The sequence below is a fragment of the Thermomonospora catenispora genome (assembly GCF_006363815.1).
Lineage (GTDB): Bacteria > Actinomycetota > Actinomycetes > Streptosporangiales > Streptosporangiaceae > Thermomonospora > Thermomonospora catenispora.
Genome location: NZ_RRYT01000002.1, coordinates 19,395 through 40,803 on the forward strand (window position 1 = coordinate 19,395; position 21,409 = coordinate 40,803).

The following is a 21,409-nucleotide window of genomic DNA, read 5'->3' on the forward strand; positions in this document are numbered from 1 at the left end:
TCGTCGCCGGGGCCCGTGAGGGGCCTGCGGGCCCCGAGGGCCGGAGCGGTCAGGGCGCGAACTGGGGGAGATGGGCCCGGTGGGCGGCCAGCCCCTCCTGCAGGATGCGTTCGGCGGTGCGCTTGCTGCGGACGAACGGGTGGGCCATCAGGGCCTGCAGGGCGACGCGGCGGTCCCCGGTGGCGGCGGCGTCGGCGGCCAGGCGCTCGTAGGCGTGGATGGCCTGGGTGAGGCCGCGGACGGGGGCGGGCAGAGGGCCCATGGTCAGCGGCACGGGCCCGTCGCGCCCGACGACGGCGGGGACCTCCACCACGGCGTCGTCGTCCAGGGAGGAGATCGCGCCGTTGTTGCTGGTGTTGACGATGACGCGGCGCCGCTCGTCGCGGTGCAGGGCGCAGATGACATCGACCGCGAACTCGCCGTGCTCGCCGCCGCCGCGCTCCCGGCCGGGGTCGGGGTCGGGTTTGGCGGCCTCGGCGGCGATGGACGCGTAGTAGGCCGGCAGCATGGCCAGGATGTCCTGGGCCCGGGTGGTGCCCTTGGCGCGCAGCTCCTCGACCACCTCGTCGTGGAAGAAGTAGTACTTGGCGTAGGAGTTCGGCAGGAAGCCGAGCGCCTTGGCCAGCTCCGCCATCCGGGACGGATCCCGCCAGGGGGTCGCGCCGCCGTCGGGGACCTCCAGCTCGGCCAGCCGGGCGGGCAGGTCGATCGGCTCGCCGTGCAGACGGACCCGCTCGGCCCAGGTGGCGTGGTTGAGGCCGATCCAGTCCGCCTCCAGCCCGCCCGACGGCAGTCCCAGCAGCTCGGCCCACATCACGGTGTCGCCGACGTGCTGATCGCACAGCCCGATGATGCGGGTGCCGGGCCGGTGCCGCAGCACCGCGTCGGTGACGACGTTGGTCGGGTTGGTGTAGTTGACGATCCACGCTCCGGGATCGGCCAGGTCGGCGATCCGCAGCAGCACCGGCACCGAACGGCAGGCCATCAGGAACCCGCCCGGCCCGGCGGTCTCCTGCCCCACCACGCCGTGCCGCAGCGGGATCGCCTCGTCCAGATGCCGCGCCGCCATCCCGCCCGGCCGGAAGGTGGTGAACACGTACGAGGCCCCGTCCAGGGCGCTCTCCAGCCCGGTGTGCTCGGTCACGGTGAAGTCCGCGCCGCGGGCCGCGAACATGGCCCTGGCCAGCCGGGCCATCAGCGCGAGATGGTCGGCGTCGATGTCGCAGAACGCCAGCTCCGCCCCGGACAGGTCGTCGGCGCGGTGCAGCAGCCCGCGGATCACCCCCGGCATGTAGCCGCTGCCGGCCCCCACGATGGCGATCTTCACGCTCACCGGCCTCTCCTAGCGCAGTGTCGGCTCGGCGCGGGTCACCGATCCGAGCCCGCTGTCGGGGATGTGCGGGACGAGGAACTCATAGTCGGCCAGCACCTCGGGCGGCACCTCGGAGGTCTCCCCGAACGCGGCGATGTCCCCCCAGCAGGGCGCGCCCAGCGATCCGCTGTGGTGCCGCACCGACAGCCCGGCGCACAGGTTGGCGAACCGGAGCCGGTGCAGCAGCGGCCATCCGGCCAGCGTGCCGAACACGAACCCGGCGGCGAACACGTCCCCGGCCCCGGTGGTGTCCAGCGGCTCCACCGGCAGCGCGGGCGCCCAGGCGCGCTCCCCGGTGGTGGAGTCGACGGCGATGGCGCCTTGGGCGCCCTGCTTGACCACCACCACCGGAACGCGCGGCGCCAGCCTCTCCAGCGCGTCGACGGGCCGCCGGGTGCGGGTGTAGGCCATCGCCTCGACCGCGTTCGGCAGGAACACGTCGACCTCGGCAAGCCGGTCCAGCACGTCGGTGGACCAGGTCTCGGTGGGGTCCCAGCCCACGTCGGCGAACACCAGCGTCCCGGCCCGGCGCATCTCCGCCGCCCACGCCGGGACCGGCCGGTCGATGCCGATGAAGCAGGTGGCGGCGCGCGGCGGGACGGTGACCAGCTCGTCGATGCCGGGCATGGGCCGGGCGTAGGTGACCATGCTGCGGTCGGAGTCGTAGGCCAGCGACACCGTGACCGGGGTGGGCCAGCCGGCCGGCCGGTGCGACCAGGTGAGGTCGACGCCCTCCTGCTCCGAGAGGGTCCGCCACAGGTAGGCGCCGAACATGTCGTCGCCGATCGCGGTGGCCAGCCCGGTGCGCAGCCCGAGCCGGCTCATCGCCACCGCGATGTTGGCGATGCCGCCGGGGGCCGAGCCGAGCCCGTCGCTGACCAGCTCGGTGCCGGGGGGCGGCAGGCCGGGCAGCCCCGTGAAGATCATGTCCATGAACACCCGGCCGGCCAGGAAGACGTCCAGCTCCTCGCCGCCGAAGGCCGGTCGCCGCCCGGCGGGGTCCTGCCCGGCGCAGGGGCCGTCGAACGACGCCGCCCGCGGTGCCGTCGAGTTCGGTGCGCCCATCGGAACCTCCCGTCCGAGGCACTCCGACCCCGGGTCGCGATTCCGGCCGATCCACCGACCATACTCGGCGGACGCGCGGGAATCGTCAGTCGAACGAAGGCATGCTGACGGTGAACTTGGCCTCTACGGCGGCGCTGACCGTCTGCGTCTGCGGCTCCAGGTCCAGCGGGGCGGGCTCCGCGGCGGCGCCCACCGCCTCGTAGGCCGCCATCGGCACCGCCCGCGGCACCTCGACGCCGCGCGATCCCAGCCCCTCGTCGGCCAGCTCCACCAGCCCGGTCAGCTCGCAGCCCAGCGCCTCGGCGTAACCGCGGGCCCGGCGCACCGCCTGGTGCACGGCCCGCCGGGCCGCCTCGGCGTAGACCTCGCTGTCGTGGCGCAGCGCCCAGTACGGGCCGTCCACCCGGGTGCGCTCCAGGCCGCCCAGCCGGGTGACCAGCTCCCCGAGGATCGACAGGTCCTGCACCGTCACCTTGATCCACACGGCGCCCCGGTAGTGGTGGACGTCGCCCTCGCGGCGCCCGGACCTGAGCACCGGGGTGATGGTGAGCGCGCCGGTCTCCAGCTTCTCGATCGCGTCCCCGTAGGAGCGGATCAGCTCCAGGCAGCGGCGGTTGCCCGCGGTGAGCCGGTCGAGGGCCTTGCGGCGGTCGTCGTCCTTGGAGTGGACGTGGACCGACAGATGGGCGATCTCCGGGTCGGCCTCCAGGACCGCCTCCCCCCGGACGCTGATGACGGGCGGCGGGACGGACTGTCGGACGGGCTGTCGGACGGGCTGTCGGGTCATGTCCCCAATCTAGGGACCGTTCACAGGAAGGTGCGGCCCTCTCCGCGATAGGTCGGCACCGTCCTCACCACCGCGTCCCCCTCCACCAGGTGCAGCACGTCGAAGCGTTCGCACAGCTCGCCCGCCTTGGTGTGGCGGAACCAGACGCGGTCCCCGATGGACAGCTCGTCGGCCGCGGCCCCCAGCAACGGGGTCTGCACCTCGCCCGCGCCCTCGTTGGGGTCGTACGACAGCCCTGTCGGCAGGTACGGCTGGGGCAGCCGGAGCCGGTCGGCGGGACCGGAGGCCAGATAGCCGCCGCCCAGGCAGGTCACCACACCGGGTCCGGGGCGCCGCACCACCGGGAGGGCGAAGAGCGCGGCGGGCCGACCGGTGAAGTTGCTGTAGTGGTCGAACAGATGCGGCTGGTAGAGCCCGGAGCCCGCGGCGACCTCGGTGACCGCGCGTTCGGCGGCGGTCTTCTCCACGCTGCCGGTGCCGCCGCCGTTGACGAACTCCAGGTCCGGCGCCACCTCACGGACCGCCCGCACGACGGCGGCGCGGCGGCGGGCCAGCTCCAGCCGGGAGCGGGCCTGCATCGCCTTGATCGCCGCGCCGCGGAGGGGGTTGCCCGGCGGCTCGTCGCCCACTCCGGCGATCTGCGCCTCGTACGCCATCAGCCCGACCAGCCGCACCGCGGGGCATCGGACGATGCGGGCGGCGAACGCGGCGGCCTGTCGGGGATCGTGGATGGGGGAGCGGCGCGCCCCGATCCGGATCCGGCCGCCCAGCAGCCGGTAGCCGGCGTCGATGTCCATGCACACCCGGATCGGGCCGCCGGCGTCGCCGGCGGCGCGTTCGATCATCGCCAGGTGCTCGGGGGAGTCGATCATCACGGTGACGACGTTCCGCGCGTGCTCGTCGGCCGCCAGCCGGGCCAGCGCGGCCTCGTCGGCGGTGGGGTAGGCGACCAGGATGTCCTCGCTCATCCGCTCGTCGGCCAGCCACAGCGCCTCGGGCAGCGTGAACGCCATGATCCCGGCGAAGCCGTCCATGGCCAGCACCTCGGCCAGCAGCGCCCGGCACCGCACCGACTTGCTGGCCACCCGGATCGGCTTGCCCGCCGCCCTGCGGACCAGGTCGGCGGCGTTGGCGCGGAACGCCTCAAGGTCGACGATCGCCAGCGGGGCGGGCAACGCGGCGGTGGCGGTGTCGTACCGCTTGCGGAGGTTCATGGGGTCATCCTGCCGGAGCGACGCAGCAAACATGAGAAGTCCTCACATTCTAGTCCCGGCGCGGATGATCCTTGAAAAACGTCCACAGAGTGCGATGCGCCCCCGTCGGCCAGGCGTGGCCGTCGCCCTCGATCCGGCACAGCGCCACCTCGGTCCCCGACCGGCCCCGCCCGGTGGAACGGCAGTCCGGGCCGCCGTCGACCCTGAAGACGCGGCCGAGCGGGGGGAGGCCGTTCTTCTCGCGCCAGTAGTCGACGGCGTGGGAGACCGGCGGGAAGGGGCGCGGGTCGTTCCAGTCGATCCGCCCGCCCCCCTCATAAGGCACCGAGCCGTCGCGGGTGCCGTGCATGATCAGCACCGAGGTCGGCGCCGGATCGCAGCGCGGCATCGCCATCGCCGCCGCCACCACCCCGATCGCGGCGAAGGTCCCGGGCGCCTCGCACGCCAGCCGGTAGGCGAGGCCGCCCCCGTTGGAGAACCCCGCCGCGAACACCCGGTCGGGGTCGGCCAGCCCGGCGTCGACGAGGCGCCTGACGAGCGCGGTGACGAATCCGACGTCGTCGATCCCGGCGAGCTTGGCCGGGCCGCAGCAGAACCCGGCGTTCCAGCTCATCAGCCAGCCCTCGGGATAGGCCACCAGGACGCCCTCGCGGTCGGCCGTCTCGTCGAAGCCGCTGATCCGCTCCATGCGCCCGGCGTCGGCCGCCCCGCCGTGCAGGGCGACGAGGAGGGGCAACGGCGCGGCGGGCCGGCCGTCGCGCCATCGCCGCTCGGCGAGCTGCGGCGGGACCCGCAGCCGGTACTCCCGGGCGGCGACGCCGCCGGTGTCCGCCTTCAGCGTGTGGGTGCCCGGGGCGGTGGGCACGCCCGCGACCCGGGCGGGGGGACGCCCGCGCTCGGTCCCGCCGTCGGACCGGTCCGGCGCGTCGCCGGCGGAGCACGCGGCCAGCAGAAGCGCCAGAACCGGTGCCAAGGGCGCGAACCGTTGCATACAGGGCAATTTAACCTCCGGGTGAACGATCTCGCTCCGCCCGGCACCGGGGAAGAGGCGCCGAGGACCGGCTCCCCGGAGACCGCTTCCGGACGGTGCTCCCGGACGTCGTGCCCGGACGGCGCGCCTGGCTATCGTGGACGGCGGCGCCGCGGAGCGAAGGCGGCGCCTCGAGTGGACCCCGGTGAGAACGTCAGAAGGCCCTGCCGTGACTTCGAGCTCCTACATCCTGACCCTCTCGTGCCCGGACCGGCCCGGCATCGTCGCCGCCGTCTCCGGGCTGCTGGCCGAGCGCGAGTGCAACATCCTGGAGAGCCAGCAGTACGGCGACGTCGACACCGGACGGTTCTTCATGCGAGTGCAGTTCAGCGCGCCGGAGGGGGTCACGGCGGACGAGCTGCGGGCCGCTCTGGACGCCCGGGCGGAGCGCTTCGCGCTGGACTGGCGGCTGTATGAGCCCGGCAGCCGCACCCGTGTGCTGATCATGGTGTCCAAGGCCGGGCACTGCCTGAACGACCTGCTGTACCGGACCCGCTCCGGGCTGCTGGACATCGACATCGTGGCGGTCGCCTCCAACCACCCGGACCTGCGCCCGCTGACCCAGTCGTACGGCATCGACTACCACCACCTGCCGATCGGCCCGGGCGGCAAGGCCGCGCAGGAGGCCGAGGTCCTGGCGCTGGTGGAGCGCTACCGGGTGGATCTGGTGGTGCTGGCCCGCTACATGCAGGTGCTCTCGGACGAGTTCTGCAACCGCCTGCCGGGGCGGATCATCAACATCCACCACTCGTTCCTGCCCAGCTTCAAGGGCGCCCGGCCCTACCACCAGGCCCACGCCCGGGGGGTCAAGCTGATCGGCGCCACCGCGCACTATGTGACGCCCGACCTCGACGAGGGGCCGATCATCGAGCAGGAGGTCGCGCGGGTCGACCACACCCACAGTCCGGCGGATCTCATGGCGGTGGGGCGGGACATGGAGTGCCTGGCGCTGGCCCGCGCCGTCCGCTGGCACAGCGAGCACCGGATCCTGCTGGACGGCGACAAGACGATCGTCTTCCGCTGATCGGGAGGGCTCCTCGGGCGCCGAAACGCTCGAGCATTTCGCCCATATGTGCCCGGTGTGCCCTAGAAAAATGTATTAGGCTCCGTTTTTCGGTCGCTCCGGAATGATCTGAAGATTCGGTGCATGATTTCCGGCAGCCGGGTTATATACGGGGCGCAAGGCCACGCCGTACACAATGGGGGGAATTGTCGTGGCTAACAGCAATAAGATGCAGCGGGCCAAGGCGTCGGCCAAGGGCGCCCAGGAGTACGACGAGCTCCGGTCCGACCAGCGGGCCGACCGCGCCGGCCAGTCCATGGACCAGGCGGAGGACGCGCTGCGCGGCAAGGCGCAGCGGGCGCGGGACAAGGCGCGCAAGGCGCGGTAATCCGGCCTGCGAACGGCGGGGTCGGCGGTGTGACAGGGCGCCGCCGGCCCCGTCCGGCGTCGCCGGACCGGGCCGTCGGAACGGTTTTTCCCGGCGATCTCTTTCCCGGAGATCGGATTTCTCTCCGCCGCCGGCCACCGCTTCGTGCGGCCGGTCGTGCGGGCGCACGGACGATCCACCGCGTGCGGCGCATTCGTCGTCATCGATGAACGGCCGTGACGCGGCGACGGCGCGGCCGTGGCCGCGCCGCGGGAGCGGGCGCGCGGCCGGGGGCGTCGGCCCGTCCCCTCCGCGGAGCGGGCCCCGCCCGCCGCAGCCGCCCCCCGGCGGGCCGGAGCCGGCCGATAGCCTTGCGTCCGGACGGATTCCCCGAGGCGGGAGGGGACGACGCGGATGCGATTGGCCGGACGGGCGCAGGTGGCCATCACGGACCGTTCGGGCGGGGTGAGCGCCCCGCCGTTCGACGAGCGCAACCTCGGCGGCGCGGTCGGCGACGACCCGGAGGCGGTCCGTCGCAACCGTGAGCTGACCGCCCGGGAACTGGGCCTGGACCCCTCCCGCGTGGTCTACATGCGACAGGTGCACGGCGCCGAGGTCCGGTACGTGACCGAGCCGTTCGGCGACGACCCTCCGGGGGTCGACGCGATCTTCACCGACCGGCCGGGGCTGGGGCTGGCCGTGCTGGTGGCCGACTGCGCCCCGGTGCTGGTGGCCGACCCCGACGCCGGATGCGTGGGCGCCGCCCACTCCGGGCGGGCGGGCACCGCCGCGGGCGTGGTCCCGGCGCTGGTGGCGGCGATGACCGAGCGCGGCGCGGACCCCGCCCGGATGACCGCGCTGATCGGCCCGTGCGCCTGCGGGGCCTGCTACGAGGTGTCCGCCCAGGTCCGCGACGAGGTGGCCGCGCTGGTCCCCGAGACCCGCGCCGTCACCCGGCGGGGCACCCCGGCGCTGGACATCCGGGCCGGAGTGGAGGCCCAGCTCAAGCGGGCGGGCGTCGCCGACATCCGGCACGACGACCGCTGCACCCTGGAGTCGCCGGAGCTGTACTCCTACCGACGTTCGAACCGCACCGGACGGTTCGCCGGGTACATCTGGCTGAGCTGAGGGGTTGCATCACGAAATTCGGGCATGGCAGCCTCACCCCATGAGAGACGACATGGCCCGGGTGGTGGCCGCCTACGAGCAGACCATGCGGTCGACGATCGCGCTCGCCCAGGACTTCACCGACGCCGACTACGGTCTGCCGACCGATCTGCCGGGATGGACGGTCAAGGACGTCCTCTCCCACCTGATCGGCATCGAGCGGGCCCTGCTCGGCGACCCCGCGCCGCAGCACACCCTGCCGGACGACCTGCCGCACATCCGCAACGACTTCGGCCGCATGCTCGAGGTCGACGTGGACGTGCGCCGTCCGGTGCCCGGCCCCAAGGTCCTCGCCGAGCTCGTCGAGACCCTCGACCGCCGGCTGGCCCGGCTCCCCGGCATCGACCCCGACCAGGAGATCACCGCCCCCACCGGCAAGAAGGTCCCCTATGTGGAGTTCATGACCTTCCGCGCCTTCGACTGCTACGTGCACGAGCAGGACATCCGGCGCGCCGTGGGCCGCCCCGGCAACCTCGACGCCCCCGCCGCCGAGTACACCCGCTACCGCCTCGGCTTCGGCCTGCCGTACGTGGTGGGCAAGAAGGTCGCCGCCGAGCCCGGCCAGACCGTCCGGTTCGAGGTCACCGGGCCCGTCGCGTTCACCCGGTGCATCGCCGTCGGCGACGACCGCCGCGCCCGCGACACCGAGCCCGTCGAGACCCCCACCGTGACCCTGACCATGGAGTGGGAGACCTACCTGCTCCTGGCCACCGGGCGCCGCACCCCCGACACCGTCCCCGTCGCCGTCGCCGGCGACCGGGAGCTGGGCGCGAAGGTCCTGGCCAACCTGAACACCACCCCCTGACCCCGCGCACCGCCCCGGCGCGGGGCCGTCAGCACTCGATGACGTTGACGGCCAGGCCGCCGCGGCTGGTCTCCTTGTAGGTGTCGAGCATGTCGCGGCCGGTGTCCCGCATGGTCTTGATGGCCTTGTCCAGGGAGACGAAGTGGCGGCCGTCGCCGTGCAGGGCGATGCGGGCCGCGGTGATCGCCTTGACCGCGCCCACGGCGTTGCGCTCGATGCAGGGGACCTGGACCAGGCCGCCCACCGGGTCGCAGGTGAGCCCCAGATTGTGCTCGATGCCGATCTCGGCGGCGTTCTCCACCTGCTCGGGGGTGCCGCCGAGGACCTCGGCCAGCCCGGCGGCGGCCATCGAACAGGCCGACCCCACCTCGCCCTGGCAGCCGACCTCGGCGCCGGAGATGGAGGCGTTCTGCTTGATCAGGACGCCGATGGCGCCGGCGGCCAGCAGGAAGCGCACCACGCCGGTCTCGTCGGCGCCGGGGACGAAGCGGTCGTAGTAGTGCAGGACGGCGGGGATGATGCCCGCCGCGCCGTTGGTGGGGGCGGTGACGACGCGCCCGCCCGCGGCGTTCTCCTCATTGACCGCCAGGGCGAACAGGGTCACCCAGTCCATCGCGTGCATCGGGTCGGCCGACCCCTCGGTCCGCAGCCGGCGGTGCAGCCGCGGAGCGCGCCGGCGGACCTTCAGCCCGCCGGGCAGCAGCCCCTCGGTGGTGCAGCCGCGCCGCACACAGGCGCGCATCACCCGCCACAGCTCCAGCAGCCCGTCCCGGATCTGCGCCTCGCTGCGGCCGAACGCCCGCTCGTTGGCCAGCATCAGCGCCGACACCGACAGCCCCGTCTCGGCGCAGCGGGCCAGCAGCTCGGCGGCCGACTCGAACGGATGGGGGACGACGGTGTCGTCGGGCTTGATCCGGTCGGCCCCGGTGGCGTTCTCGTCCGCCACGAACCCGCCGCCGACCGAGTAGTACACCCGGGAGCGCAGCTCCTCGCCGCCGGAGTCGTAGGCGGTGAAGCGCATCCCGTTCGGATGCCCCAGCAGGGACCGCTTGCGTTCGAAGACCAGGTGCTCCCCGACCGCGAACGGGATCTCCACCCGGCCGAGCAGCCGCAGCGCGCCCCGCTCGCCGATGGCGGCCAGCCGCCCGGGGACCGCGTCCACGTCGACGAGCTCCGGTGTGTCGCCCTCCAGGCCCAGCATGACGGCCTTGTCGCTGCCGTGCCCCTTGCCGGTCAGGCCGAGCGACCCGTACAGCACGACCCGCACCGAGGCGGTCTTCTCCAGCAGACCGTCCCGGTCCAGGCCGCGGACGAAACGATGGGCGGCGACCATCGGGCCGCCGGTGTGCGAGCTGGACGGCCCGATGCCCACCTTGAACAGGTCGAAGACGCTGATGGCCATGGCTACCTCGTTGTAGGCCAAGGCCCGGCGTGCCCCGCCCCGATCCCGCGGCGCCGGGCCGGGGATCAGGGCGACGGCGTCACAGGCCGGGGTAGAGCGGGTGCTTGTCGGCCAGGGCCCGCACCCGGGCCGACAGCGCGGCGATGTCGGGGTCGGGCTGCAGGGCCAGCGCGATGACGTCGGCGACCTCGGCGAAGTCCTCGGCCTGGAACCCTCGCGTGGCCAGGGCGGGCGTGCCCACCCGCAGACCGGAGGTGACCATCGGCGGTCGCGGGTCGTTCGGCACCGCGTTGCGGTTGACCGTGATGCCCACCGAGTGCAGCAGATCCTCGGCGTCCCGCCCGGTGAGCTGGGAGTTGACCAGGTCGACCAGCACCAGGTGCACGTCGGTGCCGCCGGTGAGCACCCGCACCCCGGCCTTGGCGCAGTCCTCGGCCAGCAGCCGCTCGGCCAGGATCTTCGCGCCCTCCACGGTGCGGGCCTGCCGCTCCCGGAACTCCTCGGACGCGGCGATCTTCAGCGCCACCGCCTTGGCCGCGATCACGTGCTCCAGCGGGCCGCCCTGCATGCCCGGGAACACCGCCGAGTTGATCTTCTTGGCGTACTCGGCGCGGCACAGGATCATCCCGCCGCGCGGCCCGCCCAGCGTCTTGTGGGTGGTGGTGGTGACGACGTCGGCGTACGGCACCGGCGAGGGGTGCAGCCCCGCCGCCACCAGCCCGGCGAAGTGCGCCATGTCCACCATCAGCAGCGCGCCCACCGAGTCGGCGATCCGCCGGAACTCGGCGAAGTCCAGCCGCCTGGGGTAGGCCGACCAACCCGCCACGATCATCTTCGGCCGGTGCTCGGCCGCCAGCTCCGCCACCTCGTCCATGTCGACGCGGCCGTCCTCGGCGCGCACGTGGTAGGGCACCACGTTCAGCATCTTGCCGGAGTAGTTGATCCGCATCCCGTGGGTGAGGTGACCGCCGTGCGCCAGGTCCAGGCCCAGGATGGTGTCGCCGTGCTCCAGCAGCGCGAAGTACACCGCCGTGTTGGCCTGCGCGCCCGAATGCGGCTGCACGTTGGCGTGCTCGGCGCCGAACAACGCCTTGGCCCGGTCGATCGCCAGCTGCTCGGCCACGTCCACGTACTCGCACCCGCCGTAGTAGCGGCGGCCCGGATAGCCCTCGGCGTACTTGTTGGTCAGCACCGAGCCCTGCGCCTGAAGCACCGCCACCGGAGCGAAGTTCTCCGAGGCGATCATCTCCAGCGTGTTCTGCTGGCGGCGCAGCTCCGCGGCCACGGCCTCGGCGATCTCCGGATCGACCGCGGCCAGCGGGTCGTGCAGTCCAAAGCTCATCAGGACTCCTCGATCAGCTTGCTGTAAGACTCGGCGTCCAGCAGGTCGCCGGGCTCCTCACTGACCCGCACCTTGAGGATCCACCCCTCGCCGTACGGGTCGTCGTTGATCACCTTGGGCTCGTCGATGACCGCCTGGTTGACGGCGGTGATCTCGCCGGACACCGGTGCGTACAGGTCGCTGACCGACTTGGTCGACTCCAGCTCGCCGCACGGCTCACCGGCCTCGATGGTGTCGCCCTCCCCGGAGTGCAACTCCAGATAGACGATCTCACCGAGCGCGTCCGCGGCGTGCGCGGTGATGCCGATGGTGACGATGCCGTCCTCGTTGTCGAGGCCGGCCACCCACTCGTGCTCTTCGCTGTAACGGAGCTGCTCAGGAACGCTCACGATCGCTTTCTCTCTTCCGGATCCGCACGTTTACGAACGCTTGTAGAACGGCAGGTCGACCACGTCCACCGGTTCCCGCCTGCCGCGGACGTCGACGGCCAGCTCGCCGCCGACGGCTCCGCTGTCGACGTAGGCCATGGCGATCGGCTTGCCCAGGGTCGGCGACGGGGCGCCGCTGGTCACCACCCCGCAGGTCGTGCCGTCGGAGGCGACCACCGGATACCCCTTGCGGGGGGCCCGCCGGCCACGCGCCACCAGTCCCACGAGCGTACGGCCCGGCGGGGTCTCGGCGTAGGCGCTCAGCACCTGCCGGCCCACGAAGTCGCCCGGCTTGCTCAGCTTGACCACCCGGCCCAGCCCCGCCTCGTACGGAGTGATCTCGGCGGTCAGCTCGTTGCCGTACAGCGGCATGCCCGCCTCCAGCCGCAGCGTGTCCCGCGCCGCCAGCCCGGCCGGCGTCACGCCCTCCGCCCCGGCCAGCGCGTTCCACACCGCGACGGCGTCGTCGGCGGCCACGAACAGCTCGAAGCCGTCCTCGCCGGTGTACCCGGTGCGCGCGATCACGGCGTCCGTTCCGGCGACCCGCCCGCGCCGCCAGGCGTAGTACTTCAGATCGTCCAGAGCGGCGTCGGTGAAGCGGCTCAGGATCTCCTGCGATCGCGGACCCTGCAGCGCGATCAGCGCGTGCTCGTCGCTGCGGTCGGCCACGCGGGCGTCGAACCGCCCGGCGATCCGCTCGGTGAGCGCGTCGCGGACCGTGGCGGTGTTGGCGGCGTTGGCGACGACGAGGTACTCCTCCTCGGCCAGCCGGTAGACGATCAGGTCGTCGAGCACCCCGCCGTCCGGGGCGCAGAGCATGGTGTAGCGGGCGCGGCCCACCGCGACCGTCGACAGCTCGCCCACCAGCGCGTAGTCCAGTCCTTCGGCGGCCTGGGGGCCGGTGACGAAGATCTCCCCCATGTGGGACAGGTCGAACAGCCCCGCCTCGGTGCGGACCGCCCGGTGCTCGGCGGTCTCGCCGTCGTACCGCAGGGGCATCAGGAAACCGGCGAACTCCACGATGGTCGCGCCCAGCTCGCGGTGCACGTCATACAGCGGGGTCCGCTTGGCGGTGGTGTCATCGGCAGGCACGGGTCGGCTCCTTGTCACGCTGCACTGGTCTCATGTTCCCATCCGGACCAGGCTGGACGGCGCCTCCCCCTCTGTCATCGGAGCCTGAGAGATTCGCCCCCCGCGGGGCGGGAGGCTTTCACCGTCGGCGGGGGACCGGAGTCCCCGCTTTCCAGAGGACGCCTGCTTCCGTGCGGTCCTGGTGCCTGAGAGGTTCCGGGGAGGAGTTGCTCCTTCGGCGTCCCCCGCCGGCTGCGAGGGCGCTCTCCCGCGCGGAGTCATCGGCGCGTGCCTCAGGCTAGCAGCGCCGGGCGGCCGGGCGAAGGGCCGGAGCGGTGTTCACTCCAAGGCCAGCCGGACCGCCTCGGCGGGGTCGGCCGCGTGCCGGACGCCCGGCGGCTCCCGGCCGTCGGCGTCCAGCACCCGCCACCCGCCGAGCTGCACCACCGGGACGCCTCCGCGGCGCATCGCGTGCGCCAGCTCCGAGAGCGTCCCCCACGAGCCGCCCACCGCGATCACCGCGTCGGCCGCGGTCACCAGCAGCACGTTCCTGGCCTGTCCGAGGCCGGTGGGGAGGGCGACGGTCAGGTCGGGGCAGGCCCCGGCGCGGTCGTCGCCGGAGAGGATGCCCACCACCGTGCCGCCGGCCGCCCGCGCCCCGGCGGCCACCGCCGCCATCACGCCGCCGTAGCCGCCGCACAATACGACCGCGCCGCGCTCGGCCAGCAGCCGCCCGACCTCGCGGGCGTCCCGTTCCTCCCGAGGGGTGCAGTCCGCCGGACCGCACACCGCGATCTGGGGCCTCACCCGGTTCACGGTAGCCGCCCGCGCCCGCCGCGGGGGAGGGGCGCGCCGCGCGGAAACGGCGGGGCCGGGACCGCCGAAGGGTCCGGCGGGGCGGCGCGGGGACCGCCGCGCGGAGGGCGGGCAGGGCCGCGCGGGCGACCGGGTCCGGAAACCTTTCCGGCGGGTCCGTTCGTACCGGATGGCATACGCTTGACCCGATCGCGGGGGCGCAGATCGTCGGAGGGCTCATGGAATCGCTGATCGTGCTGGGCGGCGCGCTGCTGTTCTTCCTGCTGCTCATGCTGTCGATCGCGTTGCACGAGCTGGGGCACTTCAGCTTCGCCAAGCTCTTCGGGGTGCGCGTCCCGCAGTTCATGGTCGGTTTCGGGCCCACCCTGTGGTCCGTCCGCCGCGGGGAGACCGAGTACGGGATCAAATGGCTGCCGTTCGGCGGCTACATCCGGATGATCGGCATGCTGCCGCCCGTCAAGGGCGACCCGTCCGGGCGGGCGCGCACCATGCGGACCGGGCCGTTCCAGGGGCTGATCGACTCGGCCCGGGGCGCGGCGCTGGAGGAGGTCGGCCCGGGGGACGAGAACCGGGTGTTCTACTCCAAGAAGTGGTGGCAGAAGCTGCTGATCATGCTCGGCGGCCCGGCCATGAACATCCTGCTGGCGGTGGTGTTCTTCGCCATCCTGATCATGGGGTTCGGGGTGGAGCGGCCGCAGCCGGTGATCAGCTCGGTGTCCAAGTGCGTCATCCCGGCGGCCGAGGCGGGCCGTCAGGAGTGCCGTCCCGGCGAGCGGCTCACCCCCGCCGCCGCGGTGGGACTGCGTCCGGGGGACCGTTTCATCTCCTACGACGGCGTCCGCATCGAGGACTACGAGCAGCTGCAGCGCCTCATCCGCCGCTCCGGCGGCAAGACCGTGCAGGTCGTCGTGGCCGATCGGGAGGGGACGCGGCGCACGCTCCACATCCCCGTCACCACCAACCGGCTGCGCTCGCTGGACGACCCCGACAAGATCGAGACCGTCGGCTTCCTGGGCATCTCCCCGCTGGTGGAACGGGAGCGGCTCGGCCCCGGCGCGGTCGCCGAGCGCATGGCGGAGATGACCCGGCGGACCGTGGTCGCGCTGGTGCAGCTGCCGCAGCGGATGGTCGACGTGTGGCACGCCGCCTTCGGCGGCGCCGAGCGCGACCCCGAGGGCCCGATCGGCGTGGTCGGCGCCAGCCGCATCGGCGGTGAGATCATCGCCTCCGAGCACCCCACCACCGACAAGATCGTCTGGTTCGTCTCGGTGCTGGCCGCGGTCAACTTCGGCGTCGGGATGTTCAACCTGATCCCGCTGCTGCCGCTGGACGGCGGCCACATCGCCGGAGCCCTGTGGGAGGCCGTCAAGCGCGGCACCGCCCGCCTGCTGCGCCGTCCCGACCCAGGCTACGTCGACGTGGCCAAGGCCCTGCCCCTCACCTATGTGATGGCCGGGATCCTGCTGGTGATGGGCGCCCTGCTCATCTACGCGGACCTGGTCAACCCCATCCACTTCACCGGCTGACCCCTTCGCCGGGGCGCAAGGGCCTGCGCAGACGGTCGCGGACGGCACCGCTTCGTGGCCTTCTCGACAGCCGATCCCCGCCTGGCGGGGGCCGCGGCCTTTGCCTAGCCTTTCGGATGGTGACCACCGGGGAGAGGGGAGCGGAGTGGGCCTGCCGCGGCCGCCCGAGCACTTCGACCGGATCTACTCGCCGCCGGAGCCGCCGACGCCGCGGCGCCGTCGGCCCGGGCGCCTCACCGTCCTGTCGGCGGCGGCGGTCGTCGCGGCGGCGGCGATGGCGCTGGTGTTCCTGCTGCCCGTGGGGGGCGACGACGGCCGGGCGGCGTCGGGCCGGACGGCCTCCTCGGCTCCCGGCGGGGCCCCCACCGCTTCGCGGCGCCGCTACTCGACGCTGCCGCCGGCGTGCGGCACCGTCTCGGAGCGGACCGTGCGGCGGCTGGTGCCGGGTGGACGGCCGACCTCCAGCGGGAACGCCACGTTCGGCTACTGCGGGTACGGTTCGACGTCGGGCGAGCCCCGGTGGCTGTCGGTCGACCTGCGGCTGTACACCGAGATCGGCGCGTTCACCCCGGAGCAGAGCGCCCAGCGGCACTTCGACATCAAGTGGACGCTGGCCGGCCGCTCGACCGAGGACCGGACGGTCACCCTGGAGGCGCTGCCGGGCCTGGGCGACCAGGCGTACCGCTGGTTCAAGGTGGACCGGCGGCGGCCGCTGGCGATCGGCGAGGTCGCGGTGCGCACCGGCAACGTGGTGATCACGGCCGGCTACAGCGAACCGACGGCCGGAACGGAGCCGTCGCCGCGGCAACGGGAGCGGTGCCTGGAGGAGGCCGCCGCGGTCGCCCGAGAAGTCCTGGGGAGTCTGGGCTAAAACGTTTGCGGGTAATCGGCCGAACCCGTTAAGTGACCGACGATTCACCGTTAAGCTGTCTCGGTAAATACGGGTGTAAGCCGATTCGCGGAGGGTATCGGTCCCGGCGTCGGGCACGCGCAGAGGGGAGACGCGTGCCCAGGAGGAGGAGGGCGCACACGTGGCCGTTCGATTGGTGGGGGTGTCCTGGGTCTAGGTCGGCCTGGACTCGCGATCACCCCGTCAAGAAGAGCACGGCACTGCCGAGCAGGCCGCCGGGCGGAGGTTCCGCCCGGCGGCCTTGCTGTTGCCGGCTGCCCACATTTTGGTTAACTCCGAGGAAAGTTCTGCGCGTCCATTGAGAGGGACGTCACGAATGGTAAGTGGCGCGAATATCGGTCAAGGCGTGACGGCCGTTCTGTGACTGCCGAACGTGGTGGCGGCCGGCCGGGCCGGCCGCATGCCCGCCGCATCTCCCCGTGAGGGGGGCCGCCCTCCGCTCCTCGCCGGCGGACGCGGGGCCGCGCCCGCCCCCGTCCGGATGAGCCGTTCCGGACATCGGTCGATGACCGGCATGGGTACGTTGGGGCGCGTGCTGGAGTGTCAGGTGTGGTGGGCCAGGCGCGAGGACGTGCGCCCCTGGCATGTGGACCTGCTCAACGACACCGAGCGCGCCCGCCGCGACCGGTACCGGCGCGAGGCCGACCGCGACCGCTTCACCGTGGGCGTCGCCGTGACCCGGCTGGCCGCCGGGGCCCTGCTGGGGGTCCGGCCGGAGCGGGTGCCGGTGGATCGCACGTGCCCGGGCTGCGGGGCCCCGCACGGACGTCCCGTGATCGAGGGCGGCCCGCAGCTGTCGGTCTCGCACTCGGGAGACCTCGTGGTCGTGGCGCTGAGCCGCGGCGGGCCGGTCGGCGTGGACGTCGAACAGGACTCCGGCCGGCTGGGCGAGGGCATCGTCCGGCAGCTGCTCGGCTCCGAAGAGGTCGCCGACCTGCGGGACCTGGGGGCGGCCTGGCTCCGGCGCGGCCTGCTGACCTACTGGACCCGCAAGGAGGCCGTCGTGAAGGCCACCGGCGACGGGCTGCGGGTCCCGTTGACCGACGTGCGGGTCTCCGCGCCCGACGAGCCCCCGCGGCTGCTGTCCTGGAAGGGGCGTCGCGACCTGCCCGGCCGGATGACCCTGCGGACCCTGGCCCCCGGCCCCGGCTACGCCGCCTGCCTGGCCCTGATCGACCAGCCCGACCCGGTGATCGTCGAACGCTCCGCGAGCCCCGGGCTAGCCGAGCCGGGGAGCTGGGACGCGGGCCAGTAGCCGCACGACGGCCGGGGACAGCCGCGACAGCCCGTGCAGCAGGCGGGCCTCGGCGTTGACCGGCACGACCGGCTTGTTCTTCACGATGGCCTCGATGATGCGCTCGGCGACCTTCTCCGGGCGGGTAGCGGCGCAGCCGCAGCCCTCTCTCGCCCAGCGCCCGCAGCCGCTCGGCGCGGGCCTCGTCCATGCCGACGAAGCGCGCGTTGCGGAGGATGTTCGTCGCGGAGAAGCCGGGGCAGACGGCGGTCACCCCGATGCGGTCGGAGGCCAGCTCGGCGCGCAGGCACTCGCTGAGCATCAGCACCGCCGCCTTGGTGGTGCAGTAGGCGGGGAGCATGCGGCTGGGGCAGTAGGCGGCGGCGGAGGCGATGTTGACGATGTGGCCGCCCTTGTTGGGCCGCTCCGGCCTGATCGGCAGGGCCCGGGAGCGCTGCGCCATCTGCGCGCCGAACAGCCGGCAGCCGTGGATCACGCCCCACAGGTTGACCCCCATGATGCGCTCCCAGTCCGCCGGGCCGGTCTCCAGGAACGGCCCGCTCATCGTGATCCCGGCGTTGTTGACCACGATGTCGGGGACCCGGTGCCCGTCCCGCACGGCGGCGGCGAACTCCTCCATCGCCGCGGCGTCGGCCACGTCCACCCGCCAGGCGGTGGCCGCCGGGCCGCGGGCGCCGGCCAGCGTCGCGGTCCGCTCGGCGGCGGAGCCGTCGATGTCGGCGGCGATCACCGTGGCGCCGCGCTCGGCCAGGGCCAGCGCGGTGGCCCGACCGAAACCGCTGCCGGCTCCGGTGACCACCGCCAGCGCGCCGTCGAAAGGGGCCAGGGGCATGGCGACCTCCGCGATGTCAGGAGGGGTCCTTCCCCGGTCGCCGGCCTGAGGAAACGTCCGATCACGACGCGCCGCTCGGCGCGTCGGGACCGAGCGGCGGGGGCATGAGGTCCGCTCTGACGTGCTCGCGCAGCGCGTTCCAGGTGAAGTCGGTCATGTAGCGGGCCGCGTCGCGGGCGCTGAGCTCCGGGTGGCTCAACCGCCACAGCGCCAGCCGCTCGCATCCGCCGATGATGATCTCGGTGTAGGCCTCCACGGCCGCCGGAGGGACGTCCGGCGCCAGCGCCGCCAGCAGCGGTGCGATCAGCCCGCTCTGCTGCCGCCGGGTCTGCTCGAGCACGTCGTCGGTGCCGCCGGGGACCACCATCGGCTCCTGCAGCAGCATCATGAACGACCGGCTGTGGGCGTCCATGAACTCGAAGTACGCCAGCATCCCGCGCCAGACCATCTCGCGCGGGTCGCGGGCCTGGGCCATCGCCGCCGAGGTGGCCTCGTACAGCTCGGCCCTGACCCGGTCGATCGTCGCCTGCACCAGCCCGTCCTTGCTGCCGAAGTGCTCATACAGCAGCGGCTTGGACACCCCGCAGCGCTCGGCGATCTCGTCCATCGACACCGCGCGGAAGCCCCGTTCGGCGAACACCTGCTCGGCCGTCTCGAGCAGCTGGCGCCTGCGGTCGGCTCGAGACATCCGCCGCCGTGTCCTGGTTGTGGCACCGTTCACAGGAACTCCCGCTTGTTGGACCTACCGTCAGTAAGCTACTGCTGGTAACTTACTGAGAGTAGGTTACTGGTGAAGTGAGGGATCATGAGCGCACGTCCCGCGATCGTCATCGTCGGCACCGGATTCGCCGGCCTCGGCATGGCGATCCAGCTGATCAGGTCCGGCTTTCACGACTTCGTCGTGCTGGAGAAGAGTGACGACCTCGGCGGCACCTGGCGCGAGAACACCTACCCGGGGTGCGCCTGTGACGTCCCCTCGCACATGTACTCCTTCTCCTTCGAGCTCAACCCCGGCTGGACGCGGCTGTTCGCGCCGCAGCGGGAGATCTACGAGTACCTGCACCGCACCGCGGACAAGTACGGCGTCAAGCGGTACATCCGCTACAACAGCGAGGTCGAGCGGATGGAGTACGACGACGCCGCCCGCCGCTGGAAGGTCTTCGTGGCCGACGGCACCGTCTACACCTGCCGGGCCGTCGTCTCCGGCATCGGGGCCCTGCACATCCCCTCCTACCCCGACCTGCCCGGCCTGGACGACTTCCAGGGCACCGCGTTCCACTCCGCCGAGTGGGACCACTCCTACGACCTCACCGGCAAGCGGGTCGCGGTGATCGGGACCGGCGCCTCGGCCATCCAGTTCGTGCCCAAGGTCGCCGAGAAGGCGGCGCGGGTGCACGTGTTCCAGCGGACCGCGCCGTGGATCCAGCCCAAGCCCGACCGCCGCATCGGCCCTCTGGCGCGCGCCTTCCTCAAGAACGTCCCGGGCGCCGCCCGGGCGCTGCGGTACGCCATCTACTGGCTGCTGGAGGCCCGCGCCGTCAGCTTCACCGTCGACCCGCGGCTGTCCGGCCCGATGGAGCGGATGGCCCGCCGCCATCTCGAGCGGCAGGTCCCCGACCCCGAGCTGCGCCGCAAGCTCACTCCCGACTACACCATCGGCTGCAAGCGGGTGCTGCTGTCCAACGACTACTACCCGGCGCTCATGCGGCCCCACGTCGACCTGATCACCGAGGGCATCGCCGAGGTCCGCGAGCACTCGATCGTCACCGAGGACGGCCGGGAGCTGGAGGTCGACTGCATCATCTACGGCACCGGCTTCAAGGTCATCGACAGCCTGGCCGAGCAGCAGGTCATCGGCCGCAACGGGCTCAAGCTCCAAGAGGCCTGGGCGAACGGCGCCGAGGCCCACCACGGCACCACCATCCCCGGCTTCCCGAACTTCTTCATGCTGCTGGGGCCCAACACGGGCCTGGGCCACAACTCGGTCGTCTTCATGATCGAGGTCCAGATCCAGCACGTGCTGAGCTGCCTGCGGCTGCTCAGCGAGCACCGGGCCGACACGATCGAGCCGCGGCCGGAGGCCATGCGTCGCTACAACGACCGGATGCACCGGCGGCTGCGCCGGGCGGTCTGGAACGAGGGCGGCTGCAGCAGCTGGTATCTGGACGCCGACGGGGTCAACCGGACCCTGTGGCCGGGCTTCACCTTCGAGTACTGGTTCTCCAGCCGCAAGGCCAGGCCCGCCGACTACATCATCCGCTGACCTTCCGCGGCGCGCACCCCCGCTTCGCGGAGGGTGTGCGCCGCTCAACCCTCCTGGTCCTTGTCCGGCAGCGCGAACAGCGGCCGGATGCCCGCGATGATCTGCCGGATGATGGGGCGCTGTCCGGCGGGGTCCTTGCCGCGCAGGCCCAGGACCGGATCCAGCCCGTCGTAGTAGGGCGCCAGCGCCAGGAACGGCAGCGTCAGCATGATCATCGTCGCCAGGACCTGCAGATCGGCGTCCGGGCGGATGCCGCCCCGGTCCCGCCACAGCTCCAGCACCGGATGAATGACCTGCAGGTAGTGCTGATTGGCGGTGTCCCGCACCACCGCCCGGACCTCGTTGTTGAGCTCGAAGTTGGTGGCCGCGGTGACGCCCCGTTCCAGCGGGTGGTCGGCCATGTACTCGGTCCACTCGCAGAAGACGTCGAACAGCCACTCGTCGAACGGCTGGTCCAGGTCGATCCCGGCGATCCGGCGCTCCATGTCCTCCCGGACCCGCCGGGAGGTCTCGTCGCAGACGTAGGCGAAGAACTCCAGCTTGTCGGTGAAGTACTGGAACAGCGATCCCTTGGCGATCCCCGCCTCGCGAGCGATGGCGTTGAGGCTGCCGGTGGAGTAGCCGTGCTCACCGAACTCCCGCATCGCCGCTTCGAGCACCCGATCTCGCTTGGCGACGTTCAGCCGGAACCAGGTGGAGGTGGGCATTCGGCCTTCAGCTTTCGGTCAACGGATCATGACTTGGGCGTTAGGGT

Annotated in this window: 20 protein-coding genes, 1 pseudogene and 1 riboswitch; of the genes and pseudogenes, 8 read left to right on the plus strand and 13 right to left on the minus strand. The window is 72.7% G+C overall.

The genetic code is table 11. From position 1 onward, the window contains the following. Positions 1–49: 49 nt before the first annotated feature. The 5 genes from EIO00_RS01895 to EIO00_RS01915 form a co-directional block, all read right to left on the minus strand. Complete coding sequence (locus EIO00_RS01895; RefSeq protein ID WP_241661055.1) at positions 50–1,333, minus strand: family 4 glycosyl hydrolase; 1,284 nt, start codon at positions 1,331–1,333, stop codon at positions 50–52. A 9-nt stretch (positions 1,334–1,342) separates the two neighbouring features. Further along, entirely contained in the window at positions 1,343–2,437 is a 1,095-nt protein-coding gene (locus EIO00_RS01900) for a carbohydrate kinase family protein (protein ID WP_140175126.1), read from the minus strand. Between the two features lie 85 nt (positions 2,438–2,522). Further along, the gene (locus EIO00_RS01905; protein ID WP_140175128.1) at positions 2,523–3,224 is read right to left on the minus strand and encodes an SIMPL domain-containing protein; all 702 of its coding nucleotides are present in this window, start codon (positions 3,222–3,224) and stop codon (positions 2,523–2,525) included. A 20-nt stretch (positions 3,225–3,244) separates the two neighbouring features. Beyond that, positions 3,245–4,438, minus strand: a complete 1,194-nt coding sequence (locus tag EIO00_RS01910; RefSeq protein WP_140175130.1) for an amino acid deaminase/aldolase — start codon at positions 4,436–4,438, stop codon at positions 3,245–3,247. 49 nt (positions 4,439–4,487) lie between these two features. Beyond that, positions 4,488–5,411, minus strand: coding sequence for a CE1 family esterase (locus EIO00_RS01915; RefSeq protein ID WP_241661056.1), 924 nt, complete (start codon positions 5,409–5,411; stop codon positions 4,488–4,490). Positions 5,412–5,637: 226 nt separating this feature from the next. On the opposite strand from EIO00_RS01915, the gene purU reads away from it, so the two are divergent. The 4 genes from purU to EIO00_RS01930 all read left to right on the plus strand — a co-directional run bounded on the left by purU (position 5,638) and on the right by EIO00_RS01930 (position 8,810). Continuing rightward, complete coding sequence (gene purU, locus EIO00_RS01920; RefSeq protein ID WP_140175134.1) at positions 5,638–6,492, plus strand: formyltetrahydrofolate deformylase; 855 nt, start codon at positions 5,638–5,640, stop codon at positions 6,490–6,492. A 190-nt stretch (positions 6,493–6,682) separates the two neighbouring features. Then, entirely contained in the window at positions 6,683–6,859 is a 177-nt protein-coding gene (locus EIO00_RS24055; protein ID WP_161602629.1) for a hypothetical protein, read from the plus strand. Between the two features lie 393 nt (positions 6,860–7,252). Further along, a complete protein-coding gene (pgeF, locus tag EIO00_RS01925; RefSeq protein WP_140175136.1) occupies positions 7,253–7,966 on the plus strand; it encodes a peptidoglycan editing factor PgeF in 714 nt (237 codons plus the stop codon). A 40-nt stretch (positions 7,967–8,006) separates the two neighbouring features. Then, a complete protein-coding gene (locus tag EIO00_RS01930; protein ID WP_140175138.1) occupies positions 8,007–8,810 on the plus strand; it encodes a maleylpyruvate isomerase family mycothiol-dependent enzyme in 804 nt (267 codons plus the stop codon). Between the two features lie 28 nt (positions 8,811–8,838). On the opposite strand, the gene EIO00_RS01935 is transcribed toward EIO00_RS01930, so the two are convergent. The 5 genes from EIO00_RS01935 to EIO00_RS01955 all read right to left on the minus strand — a co-directional run bounded on the left by EIO00_RS01935 (position 8,839) and on the right by EIO00_RS01955 (position 13,860). Further along, a complete protein-coding gene (locus EIO00_RS01935; protein WP_140175140.1) occupies positions 8,839–10,212 on the minus strand; it encodes an L-serine ammonia-lyase in 1,374 nt (457 codons plus the stop codon). Positions 10,213–10,291: 79 nt separating this feature from the next. After that, positions 10,292–11,554: a serine hydroxymethyltransferase gene (gene glyA, locus EIO00_RS01940; protein WP_140175142.1), complete on the minus strand. Its 1,263-nt coding sequence runs from the start codon at positions 11,552–11,554 to the stop codon at positions 10,292–10,294. Further along, a complete protein-coding gene (gene gcvH, locus EIO00_RS01945; protein ID WP_140175144.1) occupies positions 11,554–11,943 on the minus strand; it encodes a glycine cleavage system protein GcvH in 390 nt (129 codons plus the stop codon). The genes glyA and gcvH overlap by 1 nt, the downstream gene beginning before the upstream one ends. Positions 11,944–11,973: 30 nt before the next feature. Further along, entirely contained in the window at positions 11,974–13,074 is a 1,101-nt protein-coding gene (gene gcvT / locus EIO00_RS01950) for a glycine cleavage system aminomethyltransferase GcvT (protein WP_140175146.1), read from the minus strand. A 163-nt stretch (positions 13,075–13,237) separates the two neighbouring features. Beyond that, positions 13,238–13,334, minus strand: a riboswitch (glycine riboswitch). 58 nt (positions 13,335–13,392) lie between these two features. Next, the gene (locus tag EIO00_RS01955; protein WP_140175148.1) at positions 13,393–13,860 is read right to left on the minus strand and encodes a TIGR00725 family protein; all 468 of its coding nucleotides are present in this window, start codon (positions 13,858–13,860) and stop codon (positions 13,393–13,395) included. A 227-nt stretch (positions 13,861–14,087) separates the two neighbouring features. Between EIO00_RS01955 and EIO00_RS01960 the strand changes: the two genes are divergently transcribed. From EIO00_RS01960 to EIO00_RS01970, 3 genes are all read left to right on the plus strand, one after another. After that, positions 14,088–15,395, plus strand: coding sequence for a M50 family metallopeptidase (locus EIO00_RS01960; protein ID WP_140175150.1), 1,308 nt, complete (start codon positions 14,088–14,090; stop codon positions 15,393–15,395). Between the two features lie 145 nt (positions 15,396–15,540). Then, on the plus strand, positions 15,541–16,266 hold the full coding sequence (locus EIO00_RS01965; protein ID WP_140175152.1) for a hypothetical protein: 726 nt from the start codon (positions 15,541–15,543) through the stop codon (positions 16,264–16,266). A 571-nt stretch (positions 16,267–16,837) separates the two neighbouring features. Further along, positions 16,838–17,560: a 4'-phosphopantetheinyl transferase family protein gene (locus EIO00_RS01970; protein ID WP_241661057.1), complete on the plus strand. Its 723-nt coding sequence runs from the start codon at positions 16,838–16,840 to the stop codon at positions 17,558–17,560. Between the two features lie 247 nt (positions 17,561–17,807). Here EIO00_RS01970 and EIO00_RS01975 read toward each other — a convergent pair. Together EIO00_RS01975 and EIO00_RS01980 are read right to left on the minus strand one after the other, a co-directional pair. Then, positions 17,808–18,392 (minus strand): annotated as a pseudogene (locus EIO00_RS01975) (SDR family NAD(P)-dependent oxidoreductase); the annotation flags it as partial. A gap of 61 nt (positions 18,393–18,453) precedes the next feature. Continuing rightward, the gene (locus EIO00_RS01980; RefSeq protein ID WP_140175154.1) at positions 18,454–19,080 is read right to left on the minus strand and encodes a TetR/AcrR family transcriptional regulator; all 627 of its coding nucleotides are present in this window, start codon (positions 19,078–19,080) and stop codon (positions 18,454–18,456) included. A 117-nt stretch (positions 19,081–19,197) separates the two neighbouring features. Between EIO00_RS01980 and EIO00_RS01985 the strand changes: the two genes are divergently transcribed. Continuing rightward, positions 19,198–20,655, plus strand: a complete 1,458-nt coding sequence (locus EIO00_RS01985; RefSeq protein WP_140175155.1) for a flavin-containing monooxygenase — start codon at positions 19,198–19,200, stop codon at positions 20,653–20,655. 44 nt (positions 20,656–20,699) lie between these two features. On the opposite strand, the gene EIO00_RS01990 is transcribed toward EIO00_RS01985, so the two are convergent. Further along, a complete protein-coding gene (locus EIO00_RS01990; protein WP_140175156.1) occupies positions 20,700–21,362 on the minus strand; it encodes a TetR/AcrR family transcriptional regulator in 663 nt (220 codons plus the stop codon). Between the last annotated feature and the right edge of the window lie 47 nt (positions 21,363–21,409).

Excerpts from the sequence above, each read along its gene's own strand:
- EIO00_RS01900 (WP_140175126.1), bottom strand. The coding sequence starts at position 2,437 with ATGGGCGCACCGAACTCGACGGCACCGCGGGCGGCGTCGTTCGACGGC.
- EIO00_RS01905 (WP_140175128.1), bottom strand. The coding sequence starts at position 3,224 with ATGACCCGACAGCCCGTCCGACAGCCCGTCCGACAGTCCGTCCCGCCG.
- EIO00_RS01910 (WP_140175130.1), bottom strand. The coding sequence starts at position 4,438 with ATGAACCTCCGCAAGCGGTACGACACCGCCACCGCCGCGTTGCCCGCC.
- pgeF (WP_140175136.1), top strand. The coding sequence starts at position 7,253 with ATGCGATTGGCCGGACGGGCGCAGGTGGCCATCACGGACCGTTCGGGC.
- EIO00_RS01930 (WP_140175138.1), top strand. The coding sequence starts at position 8,007 with ATGAGAGACGACATGGCCCGGGTGGTGGCCGCCTACGAGCAGACCATG.
- EIO00_RS01935 (WP_140175140.1), bottom strand. The coding sequence starts at position 10,212 with ATGGCCATCAGCGTCTTCGACCTGTTCAAGGTGGGCATCGGGCCGTCC.
- glyA (WP_140175142.1), bottom strand. The coding sequence starts at position 11,554 with ATGAGCTTTGGACTGCACGACCCGCTGGCCGCGGTCGATCCGGAGATC.
- EIO00_RS01960 (WP_140175150.1), top strand. The coding sequence starts at position 14,088 with ATGGAATCGCTGATCGTGCTGGGCGGCGCGCTGCTGTTCTTCCTGCTG.
- EIO00_RS01980 (WP_140175154.1), bottom strand. The coding sequence starts at position 19,080 with ATGTCTCGAGCCGACCGCAGGCGCCAGCTGCTCGAGACGGCCGAGCAG.
- EIO00_RS01985 (WP_140175155.1), top strand. The coding sequence starts at position 19,198 with ATGAGCGCACGTCCCGCGATCGTCATCGTCGGCACCGGATTCGCCGGC.
- EIO00_RS01990 (WP_140175156.1), bottom strand. The coding sequence starts at position 21,362 with ATGCCCACCTCCACCTGGTTCCGGCTGAACGTCGCCAAGCGAGATCGG.